Genomic DNA, 13255 nt, shown 5'->3' with positions numbered 1-13255 from the left:
GGAACGGGCTGCCGCGCGCGGCAGCCCGGGACACGAGAACCGGGGCGCGAGTGGGCAGACATGGGGATGGGCCACTGGGGAATGACGGGTAACGCTGCCAGGCGGGTGCTGGTGGTGGATGGCTCGCGCGTGGCGCGCCAGCTGATCGCCCGCGTCCTGCTTGACGGTTTGCACGGCGTGCAGGTGAGCGCATGTGCGTCGGGCGCCGAGGCCCAGCAGCGGCTGGCCGCGGAGGCGTTCGATTTCATCACCATCGCGCTGCGGCTGCCCGACATGGACGGGCTCGAGCTCGCGCATTGCGTCCGTGCCACCACCACGCAGGCTTACATGCCGGTGATCGTGGTGTCGGGCGACGTCGACGACCGCCTGCGCCGGCGCGCGCTGGGCGATGAGGTGACCGATTATTTCGACAAGAGCCAGGGCTATCCCGCACTGGCCGAATTCGTGCACGGCTATCTCTCGCCGCGCACGACGGCCAGCGGCGAAGTGTTGTACGTGGAGGACAGCCGGGTCGTGGCCCTGGCGACCCGACGCATGCTGGAAAGGAGCGGCATGAGCGTGCGCCATGTCACCAATGGCGAGGATGCGCTGGCGGTGCTGGAGACCGCCAGGGTGCAGGGCAGGATTGGCCCCGACCTGGTGCTCACGGACGTCAACCTCAAAGGCGTGTTGACCGGCGGTGACCTGCTCGCGAGCATCCGCGGTGACCTGGGTTACAGTAAGGGGCGCCTGCCGGTGCTGGTCATGACCGGCGACGCAAACCGGGACAACCAGGCGGCCTTGCTTGCGGGCGGTGCCAACGACCTGGTGGAGAAGCCGGTCGAGGAGCGCCTGCTGATGACCAAATTGTTGTTCCAGGTCCGCGTGGCCCAGCGCTTGCGCGCCAACGTCAACACCCGCGCGGCGTGAGCGGGGCGACGGTTCGGCTCGAGCCGTCGTGGAAGGCGCGGCTCGGTGATTACCTGCAGCGGCCGGATATGCAGGAGCTGGCCCGTTTCCTGCGCGCCCGGCAACAGGCCGGCGTGCGCGTCTATCCGCGTGGCGGGGAAATCTTCAACGCGTTTGCCCACACCCCGTTTGCGGCGGTGCGGGTGGTCATCCTCGGCCAGGATCCCTACCACGGCCCAGGCCAAGCCCATGGCCTGTGTTTTTCCGTCCGCCGCGGCGTCCGCGTACCGCCCTCGCTGCAGAACATTTTTCAGGAACTGCAGCGCGATCTCGGCCTGGCCCCACCCGGCCATGGTTGCCTGGAGGCCTGGGCGGATCGTGGCGTGTTGCTGCTCAACAGCGTGCTCACCGTCGAGGAGGGCCGACCCGGGGCGCACCAGGGCAAGGGTTGGGAGGGTTTCACCGACGCGGCAATTGCCGCGCTTGAACGCGAACGCGAAGGCCTGGTGTTTCTGCTCTGGGGTTCCTATGCGCAGCGCAAGGGCGCCTTGATCGACCGCTCCCGGCACTGCGTGCTGCAGGCGCCCCATCCCTCGCCGCTGTCGGCCCATCGCGGCTTCATCGGGTGCGGGCACTTTTCCGCCGCCAACCGCTATCTTGCTGGTCGCGGCGAGCCGCCCATGGATTGGTCGCTGCCACCCTGAACGTGCTGCCATGCTGGATCGCAGGGGCAAATACGTGTACCATACGGTTTAGTAAATGCCCTGCCGTGGTGAACTAATGCGTGCCTTAGCACTCCAAGAGGCCGAGTGCTAAAATAGCGCGTCGATCATCACCGTTTGATCAAGGAGACACTGTCCATGTCCCAAGCTTTGGTGACTGCGAATTTTCCCTTGCCGAGTGTGGTTGGCAGCCTGGATGCCTATATTTCCGCGGTGCACCGCATTCCGGTGCTGAGCGTCGAGGAAGAACAAGAACTGTCGCGCGAGTACCAGCGTGACGGTGACCTGGCGGCGGCGCGCAAGCTGGTGATGTCGCATCTGCGCTTCGTGGTGCATGTCGCGCGTGGCTACAGCGGCTACGGCCTGCAGCTCGCCGACCTGATCCAGGAGGGCAACATCGGCCTGATGAAGGCGGTCAAGCGTTTTGACCCGGACCATGGCGTGCGCCTGGTCAGCTTTGCGGTGCACTGGATCCGTGCCGAGATGCACGAATTCATCCTGAAGAACTGGCGCATCGTCAAGGTCGCCACCACCAAGGCGCAGCGCAAGCTGTTCTTCAACCTGCGCAAGAGCAAGAAGCGCCTGGGCTGGATGAATGCGGCCGAGGTGCGCGGCGTGGCGAAGGATCTCGGCGTACCGGAGGCGACGGTGCGCGAAATGGAATCGCGCCTGTCCGGCCGCGACGTTGGCTTTGAGCTGCCGGTGGATGCCGATGAGGACACCAAGCCCGCACCGGCCGGATTCCTGGTCGACGATGGCGCCGATCCCTACGAAAGCCTGGCCGACGAGGACTATGCCGACAACCAGTCGCAGCTGCTGACGGACGCGCTCGAACACCTGGACACGCGTTCGCGCGACATCATCCAGCGGCGTTGGCTCGACACCGACAACAAGGCCACGCTGCAGGATCTGGCCGACGAATATGGCGTGTCCGCCGAGCGCATCCGCCAGGTCGAGGCGAATGCGATGAAGAAGATGCGCACCCTGGTTGCCGCCTGAGCAGTGTGATTGCCGGGGCCGGTTCGCCCGGGCTCGATGCCTGAGCCGATGAGCTTGACCGCCGCGCCGCCGATACGAAGTATCGTCGGCGCGGCTTTTGTGAGCTCAGTGCGGCGGTTGGCTGGCGCCCACCGTGCGCGTCGCCGGCCGGCGTTCCAGCACCATGCCCTTGAGCACGTTCAGGCCCTGGGCCAGCACGTAGTCGTGCGTCGCCAGGTCGGCTTCGGCCGCCGCCGCGCCACTTGAGCTTGCTGCGGCGGGCTCGGCGTTTTCGTTCGCCAGATGGTTCGGCAGGTCGGCTTCGGAGCTGACCAGCGTGGGGGCGTCGCGTACGCTGTGCACGGCCAGGGCGTCGACGGCGACGTCGGGCGTAATGCCCTCGGCCTGGATCGAGGTGCCGTTTGGCGTGTAGTAGCGCGCGGTGGTGAGCTTCACCGCGTGGTCGTCGTCCAGCGGCAGCACGGTCTGCACCACGCCCTTGCCGAACGTACGCTGGCCGACGATCAACGCGCGGTGGTTGTCTTTGAGCGCACCGGAGACGATCTCTGCGGCCGACGCGGTGCCGTTGTTGGTCAGCACCACGATCGGGGCGCCGTCCAACTGGTCACCCGGATGCGCGGCAAAGCTCATGTTGGCGTCGCGCAGCCGGCCGCGCGTGGTGACGATCGTGCCGCTGCCGAGGAAGTCGTCGCTCACCGCCACCGCCGCGGTCAGCAGGCCACCTGGGTTGTTGCGCAGATCCAGCACCAGGCCCTTGGGCGCGCCGTGCTTGCGGATCAGCTCGCCGAGCTTGCGCACCAGATCGTCGGCGCTGTCGTCCTGGAACTGGCTGATGCGCACATAGGCGTAGCCGGGCTCGAGCTCGCGCACCTTGACGCTGCTGACGGTGATGTTCTGTCGCACCAGGTGGAGCTCGATCAGCTGGTTGCTGCCCTCATGGGTGATGGTCAGGGCAATCTTGCTGCCGGGCTTGCCGCGCAGTTGCTTGAACATCGCATCGACATTGTTGCCATCGACCAGGGTGCCATTGATCTTGACGATGCGGTCGCCGGGCCGGATGCCGGCGCGGGCTGCCGGCGTGTCGTCGATCGGCGACACGATGCGCAAGCCGTCCTCCGTCTGCAGCACCTCGATGCCGAGGCCGCTGTACTGGCCCGAGGTCTCCTCGCTCAGCTGCTGCAGGCCGGTCTTGTCCAGGTATTCGCTGTGCGGGTCGAGTCCGGCCAGCATGCCGGTGATTGCCGCGTGGAGCAGGGTCTTGCTGGGGACCTTTTCCACGTAGGCTTGGCGCACCACTTCGAAGACGCGGCTGAAGTTGCGGATGTCGTCGAGGTCGACCGCGTCATTGGCGGCTGCTGCGCTCGACGCCTTGGCTGGTGCCGACGTGGAGGCTTGCGCTGCGATGCTGCTTGCCGCGGCCGGCACACTGCCGCCCGGCGCCGGTGCCGATACCTGCGCCCAGGCCAGGGGCGTGACCAGCGCCAGCGCTGTCGGCAGCCAGAAGGCGGGGCGGGGACGAAGCAGTTTACACATGGGACAACTCCAGGGGCGCAGGCCGCTATCTTGGCACGTCGGCTGTCGGCGCCTTGCGCCAGTGGCGACGCGATGTTACGCGGTGTGAACGCAGCCGACCGCGCAGGTTCCTTTCGGAGCGTGGCGGTGGAAGCCGTCCGGGCAGCGAAGCTCCCTGCCCGGTCCACTATCCGCCGCGTCTTGGCCCATGGGACCACTACGGGCCGGCGAAGTGACGAAAAGCTGGCCTCGCGCAGGGGAGTTCCCGCCTCGAACGTTTCTGCCGCCCATGCTCCGAGGTGGCGGCCGGCATCAGTGTTGCCGGCGCAGCCACTGCCGCGGATCCACCGGCTTGCCGTCCTTGCGCATCTCGAAGTATTCACCGGTATTGACGCCCGTGGGCGCACTGGCGGTGGCGATCACCGCGCCGGCAGCGACCTGGGCGCCCACCTCGTGCAGCAGCGCCTCGTTGTTGCCGTACATGCTCATCCAGCCCTTGCCGTGGTTGATGATGAGCAGCAAGCCATAGCCGCGCAGGAAGCCTGCATAAATGATCTTGCCGGCAGCCACGGCATGTACCTCGCTGCCGCCGGTGGCCTTGATCAAGACGCCGTTGCCGTAGCTGTGCACGGCGCCATTGGCCGGCCACGGCAGGTTGCCGCGAATGTTGGCGCTGCCCAGGTCGCCTGGCGCGGCTGCCGCCGTGCGCGACTCCCTGCTTTGACTGCGCGCGGCCTGGTCGATGGCTTTTTGCAGCCGGTTGATCAGCTGGTCGAGTGCCTTGGCGTCGCGCTGCAGCGCGGCGACCTTGTCCGCATCGCTCTTGTATTCGGCGTCGGCTTGCGCGGCCAGCTTCTTCTGCGCGTCGCGCTGTGCCGTCAACACCTCGGCCTGTTTCTCGCGTTCCGCCTTGTCCGCCTGCAGCGCCGCCTGCTGCGCGTTGATCTCGGTCTCGGTCTGCTGCAGGGTGTCCAGGTCGGCGAGCAAGGCGCGTACACGCCGCTCGCGGTCCTGCTGGAAATAGCGCGAATACACCAGCGCCCGCGACATGCGCGCGACATCTTCGTCGTCGAGCAGCAGGCGCAGGTCCGAGCCGTGGTCCAGGGCATAGGTCGCGCGCAGCAGGTCGGCCACTGCCCCGCGCTGCCGGTGCAGGTGTTCCTGCAGTTCGGCACGTCGTTCGCCCAGTTGCTGCAGCTGCTGTTCGCCGGTGGCGATGCGCGCATCGGTGTCGCGCACGGCACGCACCGCGTGGCTGAGCCTGGCGGCCTGTGCGGCCAACTGCGCGTTGAGTTCGGCGCGCCGCGCGGCTGTCGCCGCCTGGCGCTTGCTGGCCGTCTCGATCTGCTGCTGCACGTCCTGCAGCTTCCTGCGTGCCTCGGCCTGCTGGCCTTGTTGCGCTTGGGAGGGCGCGGCCGCGGCCAGGCCCAGCATGGCGGTGAGCAGGCACGTGCGGATGGCGGACGCGGCACATCGCGGGCGAAAAGACATGCGGCGATTATCGCCGAGTCGCCTGCCGCGGGCGAGCAGGGCCTGGGAAGCGATCCCGCGACTGGGGACGTGCCCGGCGTCCCGGTGTGGCGGGTATGCTGGTGGCGCGCCGTCCGTTGGCTGCTGCTGTAACTGCGTGGAGTCACCAGCGAACCGATGTGTCTGATAGCCTTTGCCTGGAACGTACATCCGCGCTGGCGGCTGGTGCTGGCCGGCAACCGCGACGAGCTGCATGCGCGGCCGAGTGCGCCACTGGCGCGCTGGCCCAGCACCCCGATCATGGCCGGTCGCGACCTGCTGGCCGGCGGCACCTGGCTCGGGGTGACCGCCGGTGGACGCTGCGCGGTGGTGACGAATGTGCGCGATCCGCACGCCGCGATGGATGGCGGGTCGCGCGGTCTGCTGGTCAGCAATTTCCTCGCCGGCACCGATGCCGCCGCCGCCCATGCCGGGCGCCTGCGGGCTCGTGCGGCCGGCTACCGGCCGTTCAACCTGTTGTTGTTTGCCGGCGACCAGGCCGCGTTCGTCGGCAATCACCCGGCGTCTCATGGGCGCGTCCTGGAAGCTGGCGTGCACGCGCTGTCGAACGCCGACCTGGACACGCCCTGGCCCAAAGTGCTGGCAATCCGCCAGGCCCTGCAGGCCTGGCTGGCCCAGGCCGACGGCGACCCACAGTCCTTGTTTGCGGCCTTGGCCGACGAGTGCCCAGCGGCAGATGCGGAACTGCCGGATACCGGCATCGGCCTGCCGCAGGAGCGTCGCCTGTCGGCCGCGTTCGTGCGCGGCGAAGCCTACGGCACGCGGGCCAGTACCGTGGTCGCGATCGCCGCCGACGGCAGCGGCTTCATCGTCGAGCGCAACTTTGGCCCGAACGGTGTGGCCGGAATCGAGACCCGCCTGGATTTTCCTTCCGCCTGACCTTGGGCGCCCGCCCGCGAACGGCGGAAGTCCCCCCTGGGCAGACGATCCTTCCGCCGCTACACCGGCCGCCCGCGCAGCACGCGCGCGGGCAGCATCAGCATGGCCGCGAGCAAGGCAAACACGGCGCTGACGGTGATGCCCACCAGCCGGAGCGGCAGCATCAGCAGCCACACGATTGGGTACAGCACGAGCGCGAGCAAGGCGATCGGCCAGCACACCACGAGCAGCAACAGCCAGAGCAGGAACGTGATCATGGGAGAAGCCTCGATGCAGGGGCAGGCAGGCACTGTAGCCTATGTCGCGCCCGAATCCCGCTGCTCCGATTCGTCCACGCTCCTAGCCGAACGGCGGCACACCGATCCACGGCAGATGCAGCCAGTGGGCGAAGGCCGCCCACGCCACGACGCCGATGGCCACGCTGGCGACGTCGCCGGCGAGACGACCGGCTGCCGGCCGCTTGCCGGCAGCGCGGTCGCGCTGGCGCGAGAGCACGAACAGCATCACCGCCCAGCACAGGAAGGCGCCGAACAGCACCACGTCGTGCAGCCGGCCGGTGGCCAGGAGGTGGCCGAGGGCCCACAACGCGACGCCGGCCAGCATGGGATGACCGAGCGCGCTGCGGAAATGGTTGCGTGGCATGTAGGCGGCGACAATCAGCACGAACGCCACCAGGGTAAACAGCGCATTCAGATGGCGCAGCGCGAGCACCGGCACGTAAAGTGGCACCGGTTGCTGCCGTGCCAGGCCAAAGCCCCACACGATCAAGGCCAGGCCGAGCAGCGAGACCAGGGCGTACACGCCCTTCCAGCGCTTTTCACCGAACCGCGCCAGTTGCCGGCTGCGCCAGTCGTCGGCGTAGACCCGCAACGAATGGGTGCCAAGGAAGATCAGCAGGCCGAGGATCAGGATGGACATGATGCGTGTCCCGCGCGGGTGGCGAGCCAGTATAGACGAGCCTCAGCCGGCTCCCGCATGCGGCGCGCAGATGCGCTTGCTGCGGTGGCTGTGAGCTTCCGCCAGACAGGTGTTTACCTGGGGTGCGGCACCACACGCACCGCCAAGGCCACGGCGTCCGCATCCGGCATCACGGCGGCGCCCACCGTCGGCCCGGGCCGCCACGCGTCGCCGGGGGCGAGGACGCCTTCGCTGGTTTCGACGCGCCCGCGCGCGCAGTACACCAGCACCGTGGCCAGATCGGCCTGCCGCGCGTCGGCCCCCTGCCAGACCAGGATTTCGCCGCCGGCGTAGGCCCGCTGGACCATAAGGTTGAAGTCGCGCGTCGGCCCCGCAGCCAGCTCGACCTCCACCTGCGCCTCGCCGGGAAATGCAAACGGCGCATGGGGCGTGGTCAAGGCATGCCGCTGCCGGCCGTCCAGGATCATGTCAAAGCCGGTGCCATCCAGCAGCACAATCACCCGGTCGATGCCGGGAAAACGCGAAAATGGCGCGGCGCTGTCGACCTCGGCGATGCTCACCCGCCAAAGAAATCCAGCGCCGCCGTCGATGGCCGGCTGGGCGGCCAATTCGCGGGTGCGGCCGAGACCGTTCTTCCACGGCTGCAGCGGACATTGGTCGAGTTTGATCAACATGTGTTTGCCGCCTTCGGGTTTTGTCTGCCGCACTCTCTCGCGGCGCGTGATGATTGTAGGACCCCATGGCCGTTTGCCCCGCCTGTCGCTGGACCCCGCTCGCGACCGATGGACGTCCCTTGCGGGTGACCGCCAGCGGTGGTCAGGCGGGCAGGTGCAGAAGGCGCAGGTCGGTGAGCGTCGCCGTGAGCGTGCCGGCATCGAGCCGGAACTCCAGGCGCAGGCCGAGCAATTCCGCCAGGCCCCGTGCGAGAGCCAACCCAAGACCACCATGGTCGCCGGAAGTGCGGTCCGTCGACTTGCGCCAGAAGCGCTCGCCGAAGCGGGCCAGGTCTTCTGGCGCCAGATCGGGAGCCGGATTGCTGACGACGATGCACGCACCTGTCTTGCCCAGGGCGAGCCGGACGGACACCGTGCAATCTGCTGGAGCGTAGGTGGCGGCGTTCAGGAGGACGTTATCGAGGATGCGCTCGAGCAGCGCGGGATCGCTTTCGATCCAGCACTCGGCCGGTGCGCCCAGCGTGAACAAGACGCCCCGTTGCGTGCCGACGCGTTCGGCCGGCCCCAGCATGTGGCGCAGCAGGTCAGCCAGGTCGAGTGGCTCGGTCTGTACCTCCTGCAGACCCGACTCGTAGCGCGACAGCGACAGCAGGCCATCGATGGACCTCGCCATTCGCTCTGCCGATGCCAATGCGCCATCCAGCGCTGGGGATGCAGGGGCGTCGCGGCGCGCCAGTTCCACCGCCGTGCGGATCTCGGCCAGCGGCGTGCGCAGTTCGTGCGCGACGTCGTGGGCGAAGCGGCGTTCGCGCTGCAGGGCCTGGCTCAGGCGTGCGAACGCCGCGTTCAAGGTGTCGGCCAAGGGGCGTAGTTCGCGGGCCAACCGTTGCGTTGGCAGGACCAAGGTCTCGGACGTGTGTTGTACCGTGTCGCCAAATGCCAGGAGCGGCCGCAGGCCGGCGCGGACGCTCAACACGGCGAGCAGCACGGCGACGAGAGCAGTCATCACCGCGGCGGTGGTCAAGGCGACGTGCAGGCCATGCTCGAGCGCGTCGAGTTGCTCGCGCTCTTCGGCCACCGCGAGGATCGCGTCACCCGCACGACCTCGCAGGGTCAGGCGCAGCGCTACTGCCCGCCCGCTGTGCAGGTCGGGGAGTTCGAGGTCATAGAACAACGGCTCGTTGGCCGGAACGCCGGTGGGCCGTGCAAGGTTTGCCGCGTCATTGCTGTCGGAGGCGAGCAGGGTGCGGCCGTGTGCGTCCCATAGCTGCAGGAAATCGGTGTGCTCGCCGCCGCCGTACTCGGGACTCATGGCCTGCAACTGGGCCAGCGCGTCGGCTGGCGGGTGCGACTCAAGCAGCACCGCGATCGCGTGGGCACGGGCCCGCAAGGCATTGTCGAGGTAGCCGTGGGCGCGCCGGTCAATGCCCCGATCGAGCATGACGAACAGCACCATCATCAGCACGGTCAGCCCGACGCCGAGGAACAGCAACAGGCGCACGCGGATCGACAGCGGCTGTGCCTTACGCGACCACATAACCGTAGCCTCGGCGGGTTTCCACCAGGTCGGCGATGCCGGCTTTGGCGAGCTTCGAGCGCAGCGTGCTGATCAGCACCTCGATCACCTTGTCCGAAGCTTCGCTGCGCGCATCGTACAAGTGCTCGAACAAGGTGGTGCGCGCGAACACGCGGCCGCGTTCCGCGCACAAGGTTTCCAGCAGCGCGAATTCCTTCGGGGTGAGCGCCAACGGCTCCCCACCCACGCGCGCCTGGCGTGCGCGCGGATCGATTTCCAGTGCACCCACGCGCAGACTTGGCCCGGCCGATGCCACGCCGCGCCGTGACAGCGCCAGCAGGCGTGCGATCAGCTCGTCATAGGCAAACGGCTTGACCAGGTAGTCGTCGGCACCCAGGTGCAACGCCTCGACACGGTCGCTCACCTGGTCGCGCGCTGAAAGCACCAGTACGCGCGGTCGCGGGTTGCGGCCGTGCAGCCAGCGCAGCACGCTCCAGCCGTCCACGCGTGGCAACATCAAATCCAGTACCACGGCATCATAGGCATAGCCGGCCAGGAATTCCTGCGCCTGCGCACCATCGACTGCCAGGTCGACGGCGTGGCCGTCGCGGGTAAGGGCCTCGCGCAGGTCGCGTCCGAGGTTTGCCGAGTCTTCGACCACCAGCAGCCGCACGGCGGGACTCCGTATGCGTCAACGAATGATGCAACTTAACATCCCGCGAGGCACGCTACCCGCCAGCGGAGGGCGTGCCGTGGGCAGGGAATCCAATGGGGATGGTCGGGATTCCGCCTGCCGTCATGAGCCTGCGGGGGCCGATCCACTGGCCGTGACCAGCGCACGGGCAACGCGGCATTGGAGGTACGGCGAGGTATCCAGCCAGTGCTGGTCGGGATAAAAGGAGAATACATACTGGCCAGTTTTCAGGACGTCGATCAGCGGTCGCGCAACAGCGGTGCGTACGGCCGGACACCCCCAGCTGCGGCCGATCCGCCCTTGTTGGCTGGCTGCGGCCCTGCTTACATAGGATGCACCATGGATGACCAGCGCGCGTTCGCGTGCGCGATCGTTGATTCCCGCTTCGAGCCCATCCATGCGCAGTGAGTAGCCATTGCGGCCGACATAGGCTTCGCGCGTGCGGAACAGGCCTAGACTGGATTCCAGGCTGCCAGCCTGGTTGGAGAATTTTCTGGCGAAGTTTTCGCCCGTGTTGCGGCCGTGCGCAACCAGCTCATGGAACAGCAGCTTCCGCGTGGTCAAGTCGAACACCCACATGCGCGGCTCGGTGGATGGCAGCGAATAATCGATCACTGCCAGGCGGTCGGCTGGCGATTGGCCCTTGGCTGCGGCGCACTCGGTCGCAGCCAGCGCCAAGCCGATGACTTGCATGTTGGCGCGCGGGGCCAGTTTACCCAGCGCCTCGAGCAGCGAAGTGTCGGCAGCATGCACGGGGACGAGGCCGGCGGCGAGCAGTGGCGCCGTGAGGAGGACGTGGCGCAGGTGTCGGTTCATGGAAAGGGTTTGGTTTCCGGCCCGGGCACGGAGTGCCGATCTTAGCGGCGCCCGGTTAACCACGTGTTCGAGATGCCCATCACCTCAGCTGTGTTAGGGAACCTCTGAACAATTCGTTCTTGATCGTCATTCCCGCGAAAGCGGGAATCCAGTGTCTTTGATTTCAACAACTTAACCTCACTGGATCCCCGCTTTCGCGGGGATGACGGCAATTATTCAGACCTTCCTTAGAGATAGCTTGATTTATCGCGGAGGACAGTGCCGTGACATCGACCCAAGGCTTTCGGTTGACCGTGATGCTGATGCTTGCCGTGGCCGTGCCGGCCTGGTCGGCGCCCGCGCTCAGCCTTGATCCGGTGGCCGAGCTCATCCGTGAACGCGTGGAGCCGGCGCTCAACGCGTCCGCCGCCGGGCTGAACAAGGCCGAGGCGGAGTTCTATGCGCAGGGACAGTTTGCTCCGGCATGGACGCGGCCGGCCGACGTCGACCAATTGTTGGCGGCGTTGCGCGGTGTGGCGGCCGATGGACTCGATCCAGAGGACTATGCGCTGACGGAATTGCTGCGGCTGCGCGCGGTGCTGGGCGACCCACGGGCCACGCCGTTGCAGCGCGCGCAGTTCGATCTGCTCGCCACGGACGCCTTCCTCGGCGCATTGACTCATCTGTACCGCGGCAAGGTGGATCCGGCCTCGCTGGACACGCACTGGAATTTCGATGCGCGCCAACCGGATGCCGGGCAGGGTGTGCAATCGGTGCGCGCAGCGCTGGCCCGCGGGCAGGTGGCAGACCTGTTTGTACGTGCCCGGCCGCAGAATGCGCTGTACGGCGAGCTGCGCGCGGCCCTGGCCAAATGGCGGGAGGTGGCAGCGCAGGGTGGTTGGGCGGCGATGGCAGGCGGCCCTACGCTGAAGCCGGGCATGTCCGATCCGCGGGTGCCGGCATTGCGCCGGCGCCTGCAATTGGGGGGTTACCTCGCGGCCACTGCCAATACCGATACTGATACCGCTATCGACGAATTTTATGGCCCCGCACTGGAGCAGGCACTCAAGCAATTCCAGTACGAGCAATACCTCGTCGCGGATGGCTACCTTGGTGTCGCCACGCTGGCCGCGTTGAATGTGCCGGTGGCGGCGCGCATCGATCAACTGCGGGTGAACCTGGAACGCGCGCGCTGGCTGCTGCACCAGTTGCACGGCGAGTTTGTGATGGTGGATATCGCCGGCTACAACATTGCCTATTACCAGGCTGGCAAACCGGTCTGGCGCGCGCGGGTGCAGGTGGGTACGCCGTATCGCAGGACGCCGGCGTTCAAGTCGCAGATCACCCACCTCACGCTCAATCCGACCTGGACGGTGCCGCCGACCATCCTCAGGAACGACATCTTGCCCAAGGTACGCAAGGACCCTGGCTACCTCGCCGCGAACCGTATCCGTGTGCTGGACAGTCAGGGCCGCGTGCTGTCGCCGGCCAGCGTGAACTGGGCCAATCCGCGCGGCATCGTGCTGCGGCAGGATGCCGGGCCGGGCAATTCGTTGGGACGGTTGGTGATACGGTTTCCCAACAATTACGCGGTCTACCTGCACGACACGCCTCATCAGGCAGGGTTCGCCAACCCGCAGCGTGCCAGCAGCTCGGGTTGTATCCGGGTGGAGCGTCCGCGCGAACTGGTCGAGCTACTGCTGGATGATCCCGTGCGCTGGAACCGGGCGGCCATCGACCGTGCCATCGACACCGGCAGGACGCAGACCGTGATGCTGGACAAACCGGTGCCGCTGTTGCTGGCGTACTGGACCGCGGATCTGCGCGATGACGGCCGGATCGGCTTTCGCCCTGATATTTACCAGCGTGACCCGCCGTTGCGTGCGGCGCTGGACCGTCCGCGCGTGTCGCCGTGGCTGCCACCCACCGGCGCGGCGCCGATCGGTTCGCGTGCCGAGCGCTCAGTCGATGCGGTCAGACGAACGCGCGATGAACGCCGCCGGGTTGTTGGTCAGCGTTGGACGGCGGACCGCGGAAACGCGCGGCTATGATGGAGTACGCAGCATCGTTCCAGCCCGGCGCGCCGACGCGTTCCAATGGACTCACCGCCGGTCGCTGGCAACCAGGA

General features: G+C 67.3%; 13 protein-coding genes. 5 read left to right on the top strand and 8 right to left on the bottom strand.

The annotated features are described in order from the left end of the window. Nucleotides 1-81 precede the first annotated feature (81 nt). The 3 genes from AC3WJB_RS01345 (at nucleotide 82) to rpoH (ending at nucleotide 2609) form a co-directional block, all read left to right on the top strand. Nucleotides 82-909, top strand: coding sequence for a response regulator (locus AC3WJB_RS01345; RefSeq protein ID WP_492677949.1), 828 nt, complete (start codon nucleotides 82-84; stop codon nucleotides 907-909). Next, nucleotides 906-1592 carry a uracil-DNA glycosylase gene (gene ung / locus AC3WJB_RS01340; RefSeq protein ID WP_492677948.1) on the top strand — a complete coding sequence of 229 codons (687 nt, stop codon included), beginning with the start codon at nucleotides 906-908 and terminating at the stop codon, nucleotides 1590-1592. Before AC3WJB_RS01345 ends, ung begins: the two co-directional genes overlap by 4 nt. A 156-nt stretch (nucleotides 1593-1748) precedes the next feature. Continuing rightward, a complete protein-coding gene (gene rpoH, locus AC3WJB_RS01335) occupies nucleotides 1749-2609 on the top strand; it encodes an RNA polymerase sigma factor RpoH (RefSeq protein ID WP_492677947.1) in 861 nt (286 codons plus the stop codon). A gap of 105 nt (nucleotides 2610-2714) precedes the next feature. On the opposite strand, the gene AC3WJB_RS01330 is transcribed toward rpoH, so the two are convergent. Then, entirely contained in the window at nucleotides 2715-4142 is a 1428-nt protein-coding gene (locus AC3WJB_RS01330) for a S41 family peptidase (RefSeq protein ID WP_492677946.1), read from the bottom strand. A gap of 291 nt (nucleotides 4143-4433) precedes the next feature. Continuing rightward, on the bottom strand, nucleotides 4434-5612 hold the full coding sequence (locus AC3WJB_RS01325) for a murein hydrolase activator EnvC family protein (RefSeq protein ID WP_492677945.1): 1179 nt from the start codon (nucleotides 5610-5612) through the stop codon (nucleotides 4434-4436). A 156-nt stretch (nucleotides 5613-5768) separates the two neighbouring features. Between AC3WJB_RS01325 and AC3WJB_RS01320 the strand changes: the two genes are divergently transcribed. Next, nucleotides 5769-6530, top strand: coding sequence for an NRDE family protein (locus AC3WJB_RS01320; RefSeq protein WP_492677943.1), 762 nt, complete (start codon nucleotides 5769-5771; stop codon nucleotides 6528-6530). Between the two features lie 59 nt (nucleotides 6531-6589). Here AC3WJB_RS01320 and AC3WJB_RS01315 read toward each other — a convergent pair whose 3' ends face one another. The 6 genes from AC3WJB_RS01315 to AC3WJB_RS01290 all read right to left on the bottom strand — a co-directional run bounded on the left by AC3WJB_RS01315 (nucleotide 6590) and on the right by AC3WJB_RS01290 (nucleotide 11148). Beyond that, nucleotides 6590-6787, bottom strand: a complete 198-nt coding sequence (locus tag AC3WJB_RS01315) for a hypothetical protein (RefSeq protein ID WP_492677941.1) — start codon at nucleotides 6785-6787, stop codon at nucleotides 6590-6592. Nucleotides 6788-6869: 82 nt separating this feature from the next. Continuing rightward, nucleotides 6870-7448, bottom strand: coding sequence for an NnrU family protein (locus tag AC3WJB_RS01310; RefSeq protein ID WP_492677939.1), 579 nt, complete (start codon nucleotides 7446-7448; stop codon nucleotides 6870-6872). A gap of 113 nt (nucleotides 7449-7561) precedes the next feature. Then, nucleotides 7562-8122: a HutD/Ves family protein gene (locus AC3WJB_RS01305; RefSeq protein ID WP_492677937.1), complete on the bottom strand. Its 561-nt coding sequence runs from the start codon at nucleotides 8120-8122 to the stop codon at nucleotides 7562-7564. Between the two features lie 142 nt (nucleotides 8123-8264). Next, the gene (locus AC3WJB_RS01300; RefSeq protein WP_492677935.1) at nucleotides 8265-9659 is read right to left on the bottom strand and encodes a sensor histidine kinase; all 1395 of its coding nucleotides are present in this window, start codon (nucleotides 9657-9659) and stop codon (nucleotides 8265-8267) included. Then, on the bottom strand, nucleotides 9646-10311 hold the full coding sequence (locus tag AC3WJB_RS01295; protein WP_492677933.1) for a response regulator transcription factor: 666 nt from the start codon (nucleotides 10309-10311) through the stop codon (nucleotides 9646-9648). The genes AC3WJB_RS01300 and AC3WJB_RS01295 overlap by 14 nt, the downstream gene beginning before the upstream one ends. Before the next feature lie 123 nt (nucleotides 10312-10434). Beyond that, nucleotides 10435-11148, bottom strand: coding sequence for a murein L,D-transpeptidase catalytic domain family protein (locus tag AC3WJB_RS01290; protein WP_492677931.1), 714 nt, complete (start codon nucleotides 11146-11148; stop codon nucleotides 10435-10437). Between the two features lie 263 nt (nucleotides 11149-11411). Here AC3WJB_RS01290 and AC3WJB_RS01285 point away from each other — a divergent pair, with 263 nt between their 5' ends. Then, a complete protein-coding gene (locus AC3WJB_RS01285) occupies nucleotides 11412-13178 on the top strand; it encodes a L,D-transpeptidase family protein (RefSeq protein ID WP_492677929.1) in 1767 nt (588 codons plus the stop codon). The last annotated feature ends 77 nt before the right edge of the window (nucleotides 13179-13255 follow it).

The sequence above is a fragment of the Rhodanobacter sp. FW510-R10 genome (assembly GCF_058781105.1).
The sequence above is the reverse complement of the archived record's forward strand: the minus strand, read 5'-3'. Positions and strand labels throughout refer to the sequence as shown.